The 7,636-nt window shown below is 35.3% G+C and carries 6 protein-coding genes and 1 other annotated feature; of the genes, 4 read left to right on the top strand and 2 right to left on the bottom strand.

All coding sequences use genetic code 11. From position 1 onward, the window contains the following. Positions 1–218 precede the first annotated feature (218 nt). Positions 219–451: a binding site (T-box leader), on the bottom strand. 698 nt (positions 452–1,149) lie between these two features. The 4 genes from spxA (at position 1,150) to pepF (ending at position 5,845) form a co-directional block, all read left to right on the top strand. Beyond that, on the top strand, positions 1,150–1,545 hold the full coding sequence (gene spxA / locus AC3WSK_RS02745) for a transcriptional regulator SpxA (protein ID WP_024362527.1): 396 nt from the start codon (positions 1,150–1,152) through the stop codon (positions 1,543–1,545). Between the two features lie 433 nt (positions 1,546–1,978). Continuing rightward, positions 1,979–2,647: an adaptor protein MecA gene (mecA, locus tag AC3WSK_RS02740; RefSeq protein WP_079559561.1), complete on the top strand. Its 669-nt coding sequence runs from the start codon at positions 1,979–1,981 to the stop codon at positions 2,645–2,647. A gap of 216 nt (positions 2,648–2,863) precedes the next feature. Beyond that, positions 2,864–3,985 (top strand): competence protein CoiA, encoded by a 1,122-nt coding sequence (locus tag AC3WSK_RS02735; protein WP_079559562.1) that lies wholly within the window; start codon positions 2,864–2,866, stop codon positions 3,983–3,985. 48 nt (positions 3,986–4,033) lie between these two features. Further along, entirely contained in the window at positions 4,034–5,845 is a 1,812-nt protein-coding gene (gene pepF, locus AC3WSK_RS02730; protein ID WP_427481852.1) for an oligoendopeptidase F, read from the top strand. Between the two features lie 447 nt (positions 5,846–6,292). Here the strand turns inward: pepF and AC3WSK_RS02725 are convergent, their stop codons facing one another. Both AC3WSK_RS02725 and AC3WSK_RS02720 read right to left on the bottom strand, forming a co-directional pair. Then, positions 6,293–7,102 carry a DsbA family protein gene (locus AC3WSK_RS02725; protein WP_079559564.1) on the bottom strand — a complete coding sequence of 270 codons (810 nt, stop codon included), beginning with the start codon at positions 7,100–7,102 and terminating at the stop codon, positions 6,293–6,295. Further along, a complete protein-coding gene (locus tag AC3WSK_RS02720; protein ID WP_197139873.1) occupies positions 7,095–7,502 on the bottom strand; it encodes a globin domain-containing protein in 408 nt (135 codons plus the stop codon). Before AC3WSK_RS02720 ends, AC3WSK_RS02725 begins: the two co-directional genes overlap by 8 nt. Positions 7,503–7,636 lie beyond the last annotated feature (134 nt).

Genomic DNA, 7,636 nt, shown 5'->3' with positions numbered 1-7,636 from the left:
GTGCTAACGAAGCGACAGCAGCAGGATGTTGGTCACGAAGGCGTTATCACAGGATGTGATGCATTTAGCCTTCGTTCCTCTATCGCTAATCCCCAAGGAGTCGCCCAGTCTCCACTACAATCAACTTTTTCATAATAGACGTTTTAATAAAAGTCATTCACAATTTTGGGTGATGAACCAAAATAAAAAAACATCATGCGTCCTCATTAGTTTTCTAATGAAGGGACGAATGATGTTTGAATCCGCGGTACCACCCAGCTTGCCTAAAACGGCCACTCTTCTTCGTAACGTGAAGGGACGAGCTTTGCTAATAGACTTAAGTAAGAAATTAAGTCGTTCACAAAGCTAACTCGGAAGTCCATTCCAAATGCTTACACGATCTGTTTGCAGCAACCACAGACTCTCTAAACGTGTAAAAGGCAAATGTACTACTCTTCGTCAGCGTTTTTTAGCTCAATACCTGTCTTCCATCTGCATAGATGGCGAGGTGAATTCACCAAAGACATAATTGATTTATTGCAAAAAATTATATTATAAAGGCTCGGTGAAAAGCAAGTGTGTAAAGTCAGACTTTTGGCGGTGTTTTTTCTCGGAAGAAAGTTATATGCTACTTTTGTTGCTTTTTTATTTCAGTAAATTATATGAAGGTGTGGCTCAACACCAAAATTTGCGAATGACATTTGTTAAAACACATTCCATATACATAAGTTGATCTTCGTTCCGACTGGACGCCCCCAGTAAAATTCCCATTCGGAACAGAAATCAACCGCACGTTATGGTAACAATCAATTTATTTGGAAATGCAACCGATATTAGTAAAAATACGTCTATATTTGTACACACAGAATTGACAGTATTCTCGTTTAAAATTTTTAAATGAGAACAAAAACAATCAAGCAGTGGATGTTTAAAATGCTCTACGAATGGGAATGTTAGTAGTAGGTCATTACAGATCTCAAGAAGTAACTACTTTGAAGTTTATGTGAAAAAACAGAAAATTTCATGTCAAATGGGTATTCTTTTTTTATTGGAACTATATTCAAACATCACAGAGTACTGTATAATGGTATGTATATTTAAATTACATTAATTCTAATTTAACACACTAGTTTATAGATAATGATTAAAAGGAAAGGATGTGTCAGTATGATAGTAACTTTATTTACATCACCAAGTTGTACGTCTTGCCGAAAAGCTAAAGCATGGTTAGAGGAGCATGAAATCCCATATACAGAACGTAATATATTTTCTGAACCATTAAGCATTAGTGAAATTAAAGAAATTTTGCGTATGACAGAAGATGGTACGGATGAAATTATTTCAACTCGATCAAAAATTTTCCAAAAATTAAATGTTGATGTGGAAAGCTTGCCATTACAACGTTTATACGAATTAATTCAAGAGTATCCAGGTTTATTACGTCGTCCCATTATTTTAGATGAAAAACGTTTACAGGTCGGCTACAACGAGGATGAAATTCGCCGTTTCCTACCTCGTAAGGTTCGTGCTTATCAATTGCAAGAAGCACAGCGTATGGTGAACTAATATTGCCGTATTCTGCATAGAATAGTATTAGATGTTACATATGCAACAAGCATATTGTGACATCTATTTTTTTGTGTTTTTCTTATGTAAATCCTTCTATATAGAGTATAATAAATAATAGGGAAAAGTCATATATTTCGGTAAAGTATGTTAAACTTGATTTTAGCTTAATAGTTTACTACAATTTCAATAATTCAAATAACTTCTGTGAAACGGTGTATATCCTTTTCATTTTATGACAGAACAGCATACAATATAATTAGAGACAACTGTGGACATTAATTTTTTAATTTCGGTTGCTCGAAGGGTTTACTGTAGTGTGGTCAAAGGTTGAAAAACAAAAATGAAGTATGAGGTTAAAAACAATGAATAATAGCATACTAATGAAATAAACTGTTTTTCGACAAATGACAGTGAAGGGAGATGAGGTCTAGTGGACATCGAACGTGTAAACGAAAATACACTCAAGCTCTTTATTACGTACAATGATATAGAGGATCGCGGCTATAGTCGTGAAGAAATTTGGTACAATCGAGCAAAGGGTGAACAACTTTTTTGGGATATGATTGATGAAGTAAATACGGAGGATTATTTTGATGTAGAAGGTCCAATTTGGATTCATATCAATGCTTCTGAAGTAGGCTTAGAGATCATTGTCACACGTGCACATATTTTAAAAGACGGTGAAACCTTAGATGGTTCTTCGCATTTTGATGAACACAAAGATATGTTTGCTCCATTCGAGGATGTTGGAGAGGATCTTCTCAGTCAACTAACTCAATTTGGTGACATTGATGAGTCAGAATTATTTATGGATACAGACATTTATGTTTATAAATTTAAAGATATTGATGAGTTAATCCCTGTAGCGAAACGCATAACAGATGAATTAGTGGATTCCTCATTATTTAAATATGAAAATTGGTACTATCTGGTAGTTGACTTTGCGAACGCAGAAGAAGAGCTAAATCATCACGATAGAAATGCGGTTATTAAAGAATTTTTACTACCATCGAATTTTACAATCCATCGTTTAGAGGAATATGGCGAAAAAATTATGGAATTTGATTGCTTTGAAACTGTACGAAAATATTTTATTTAAAGTAATGAGTACTTGATTCAGTGGTTTAGACTGTAAACAAACTTGGTTATTATCAAGTTTGTTTGCAGTCTTTTTATTTAACTTCTTTCAGTAAGTGTTTTTGGTAACGTAAGTAATTGAAAAAAGATAGCAATTTATAAATTTCAAGAAAAAGCCGTACTTTATTTGTCGCTATAAAAAGGCTCCTATACAATTAGGCAAAAAGGAGATGATTTTATGCTTATGGCCTATAATGAGCAGCAACAGATTTTTCTCCCATACCAATATTCAAGGGAAGCTTTACAACGATATAGGCGGCAGATGAAATTTTATTGTCCTCAATGCCAGCAGCCTGTCCAATTAAAGATAGGCAAATATAATATCCCTCATTTCGCTCATATTGCTACTAATAGCTGTGTACAGTTATTTGCAGAGGGTGAATCAAAACTTCATTTACAAGGAAAAGTCCAATTATTTGAATGGTTAAAAAAACTCGGGCATACAGTAAAGCTGGAGCCCTTTTTAAGGAAGCTTTCACAGCGACCAGATATGCTTTTGATCAAGGAGCATAAGCAAATTGCCATTGAATTTCAATGTAGTACAATTTCTCATGAAAAGTGGCTATTACGTACTTCTGGATATGAGAAAAATTGTATACAGCCGTTGTGGCTTTTTCAAACACCTCAAAGACAAACTACACAAGGTGTTCAAAAAATTTCCATTTCTCCGATTATGCAAAAAGTGCTAAATGCTACAGCATTAGGCTTGTCTTATTTAGTGACATATGATGCAAACACATCGAGATTTATTTATTGGGCGAATCTTCTTTATGTTCATGGGCATACTTTTATAGGTAAAGTACAGGAATTAACTATTCACAAGCAACATTTTCCTTTTTATGAGCCTAAGACAATTACGAAAGAGGAATTTCGTCTTTATTGGCAGCTTTATAAAAAGTATTGTAAGCAATTTGTATATCAACGATTATTCCATAGTAAAAATGGGGTGCAAGATGCATTTTTACGAAGTAGGTATGAGTTAGGCTTTGCTTTAACGGGGATGCCTGATTACGTAGGTATTCCGGTAAAAGATGGAGAGGCAATACCGAGGTTTTCTATAGAGTGGCAAACGATTTTACATCATTTTTGTCGTTGTTTACAATTAGCACCTCATGAACTAGACGAGAGAAATATACGATTGTTTTTAAGCCAACAACATATAGAGGTTACAATCCAGGCTGTACAAGCTATTAAAAATTACGGAATGGTACTGGCGAAAAGGGATGAAAAAGATGATCGTTTTCCGGATATTTGTGAGCGAGTGTACGCACATTTATTTGCAATTGACGCAATATACTGAGAAAATATGAGAGTATAGGAAAAACGCACATATAAAGGGGGCTGGCACATGGCTAGTAATCAAGTTTTAGTAAGAAATGATGTTCCAAAAGAGTTAACTTGGCGCTTAGAGGATATATTCGCAACTGATGCCCTATGGGAAGAAGAGTATAAAGAAGTTGCAGAACTTGCGAAAAAAGCACCTAGTTATGCAGGTACTGTGAAAAATGGAGCAGATGAATTAGCGGCAGTTCTAACTTATCACGATGAAATTTATGAACGTGCAATGAAGCTTTACACGTATGCTCATATGCGTAATGACCAAGATACGACAAATAGCTTCTATCAAGATATGAATAGTCGTATTCAAACATTAGCGACTAGTATTTCGGCTGCCCTATCATTTTTAACACCTGAGATTTTATCACTGAGTGAAGAAACGATAGAAAGTTACTTAGCAGAAAACAAAGACTTACAACTGTATAAGCAATCATTAAAAGAAATCACGATGGCGCGTCCGCATGTATTACCAGCAGAGCAGGAAGCGTTACTTGCACAAATGTCTGAGGTTACAGGTACTGCTTCAAATGCATTTAGTATGTTAAATAACGCTGATATTGTCTTCCCTAAAGTGAAAAATGAAGAAGGGGAAGAAGTACAGCTAACACACGGTAACTATATTAAGTTTTTAGAAAGTAAAGATCGCACTGTTCGTGAAAATGCTTTTAAAGCAATGTACGAAACTTACGGTAACTTTAAAAATACGTTTTCCGCTACATTAACGGGCAATGTGAAAAAGCATAATGTTAGTGCACGTATTCGTAATTATGATTCTGCACGTCACGCAGCGATGTCTAATAACTTCATTCCGGAAAGTGTTTATGATCAATTAGTAGAAACAGTCCATAAGCATTTACCAGCTATGCAGCGCTATATTTCGTTACGTAAAAAGCTTTTAGGTGTAGACGAATTGCATATGTGGGATTTATTTGCTCCACTCGTTAAGGAAGTGGATATGAAAATCACTTACGATGAAGCGAAGGATATTTTAGTAAAAGCTTTAGCGCCACTAGGTGAGGAATATCAAGGCATTGTTCAAGGTGGTCTAGATAATCGTTGGGTGGATGTCTTAGAAAACAAAGGGAAACGCAGTGGTGCGTACTCTTCAGGTGCTTATGGAACAAATCCATATATATTAATGAACTGGCAAGACAATGTTAATAATCTGTTTACGCTAGCGCATGAATTTGGTCATAGTGTACACAGTTATTATTCACGTAAAAATCAGCCGTTCGTTTATGGCGATTATTCTATTTTTGTAGCGGAAGTTGCTTCAACTTGTAACGAGGAGCTGTTAAATGATTATTTACTGAAAACAATTGAAGACCCTCAACAGAAAATTTATTTATTAAATCATTGGCTAGACGGCTTCAGAAGTACTGTTTTCAGACAAACAATGTTTGCTGAATTTGAACACCTAATCCACCAAATGGATAAAAATGGTGAATCTTTAACAGCAGAGCGTCTAACAGAGGTTTACTATAATTTAAATAAACAATACTTCGGTGAGGATATTGTTGTAGATGAGGAAATCGGCTTAGAATGGGCTCGTATTCCACACTTCTACTATAACTACTATGTGTATCAATATGCTACAGGTAAATCAGCTGCGACAGCATTAAGTAAACAGATTTTAGAAGAGGGTACACCAGCTGTAGAACGTTATATTAATAACTTCTTAAAAGCAGGCTGCTCTAATTTCCCAATTGAGGTATTAAAGGCAGCAGGCGTTGATATGAACGTTGCACAACCGATTGACGATGCATGTAAAGTATTTGAAGAACGTTTAAATGAGTTAGAAAAATTATTGTTGAATAATTAATTTGGAAGGCTGTAGGAATTTCCCTACAGCCTTTTTCTATGATTAATTAAATAATAAAAATTGTAAGAATAATGATTTTTTTTGATTTCCAAATGTTTAAAAGTGCGTATCTTGAAAAAATACTGTTTGTAATCGCTTTCTATTTGACAAATTTGTGAATCTATCATTGGACTTGTTGCTATATTTACTATTCCGTGATAAATTGAATCATGTGAAATAAATCACAAAAACAAACATACACCCCTTTGTTTGAACGTGAACATTTCTCCCATCCCCTTTGTGAAAAAGAGGCGTCATTATCTGTCGAGGATAGTGGCGCTTCTTTTATTTTTTTTAAGAAGCATTCCGATAAATCGCAGAAACGATCCGATAAATAAAAAAGAGAACAGGGACACAACATTAAATGTGTGTTGTATCCCTGTTCTTTAGAATAATAGTATAATTGCATTATTTAAGACGCCACAGTGTAGCGTGATCTGTCTGAATTCGTTCAATCTTTTGCTGTAGCATACGCTTCTTTAATTCACGTTCAGCATTTTGCTCTGTTGATGAGTAGATAAAAGCTACTTCATTTGTTGAAAGGGTATGGAATTTTTCAAATAACTCTTCCATTGTTGGTAATGGTTGACGCACAAGCTGTTCATCCATCATTTCTTGTAAAATATGTTCATAAACTTCATAGGAATAGTTGCCACTAACTTTAAGACCTTCATCTTCAATACATTCATTGAAAAACACAATGCTAGGGACTTCATCAACTTCCATCTCACGTTTAATATATAAATCGCATTGGAAGGCACGTGCTGCTTCTTTTGAACCAAAGTCTGCGGTAAATTCATTCATGTCTAATTGAACATCTTCCGCAATTTTTAGCAACGTAGCATAAGAATTGACATCTTGTTGGTTTAGTAATACATATTCTTGTAGTTTCGACAAATAACGTGCGCCTGCACGTTTCCCCTGTAACTCTGCTGCTTTAATAGCGATCGATGGCAAAACAGGGTGATTAATGTCAAGTTCAATACCGGATACACAACCCTTTACACGCTTACTTAAGCAATTCAGAGAGGCTAGCTCTGTGCTTAGTACAAAGCGCCATGTAAAGTAATGATTGTACTCTAGCTGTAACTTACGAAGAACGGCTTGCAATTTAAAAGCTTCTGGACAAAGTGGATCTACGAAAATATACAATTCAATAGGCTTATTAGCAGTAGAAATCTCAGGAGTTGGCTCTTGTAGCATTTGAATATTATTCACGTAACAATTCCCCCTCATCGTCATTTGGTGTATTAATCATGTGATGAGCTGTTAATACTAAACGTTGATAATAAACTTCACGGAACTTACCTTCCATTCCTACTTCATCCATCGCCTCGGACATACATTCAAGCCAAGCTTGAGCGCGATCAGGTGTAATCGGAAAATTCATATGACGTGCACGCATCATTGGATGACCATGCTCCTCAGTAAAAAGATTGGGTCCACCTAAATACTGTGTTTGAAATTGAATTTGCTTGCGTGCTGTTTCCGTTAAATCTTTTGGAAAGATTGGAATAAGATCAGGATGCTGTGCAACTCTTCTATAGAACGCATGGATTAGCTCTGAAAGCTTTTCAGCCCCCAGCTCCTCATAAGGAACAGTGTATTTTCGACTCATAAGTTTAATGCCCCTTTAATTCTTTATATCGTAAAGTATATTTTTATACTTAGTCATTTTTTTAAATGTGAATTTCTTGTGACTACCTTCATTCTATCAACGTCTTTTCGTTAACACAAATAAAGCGCTCTTCC

The sequence above is a fragment of the Lysinibacillus sp. EB271-A1-10B genome (assembly GCF_058791335.1).
The sequence above is the reverse complement of the archived record's forward strand: the minus strand, read 5'-3'. Positions and strand labels throughout refer to the sequence as shown.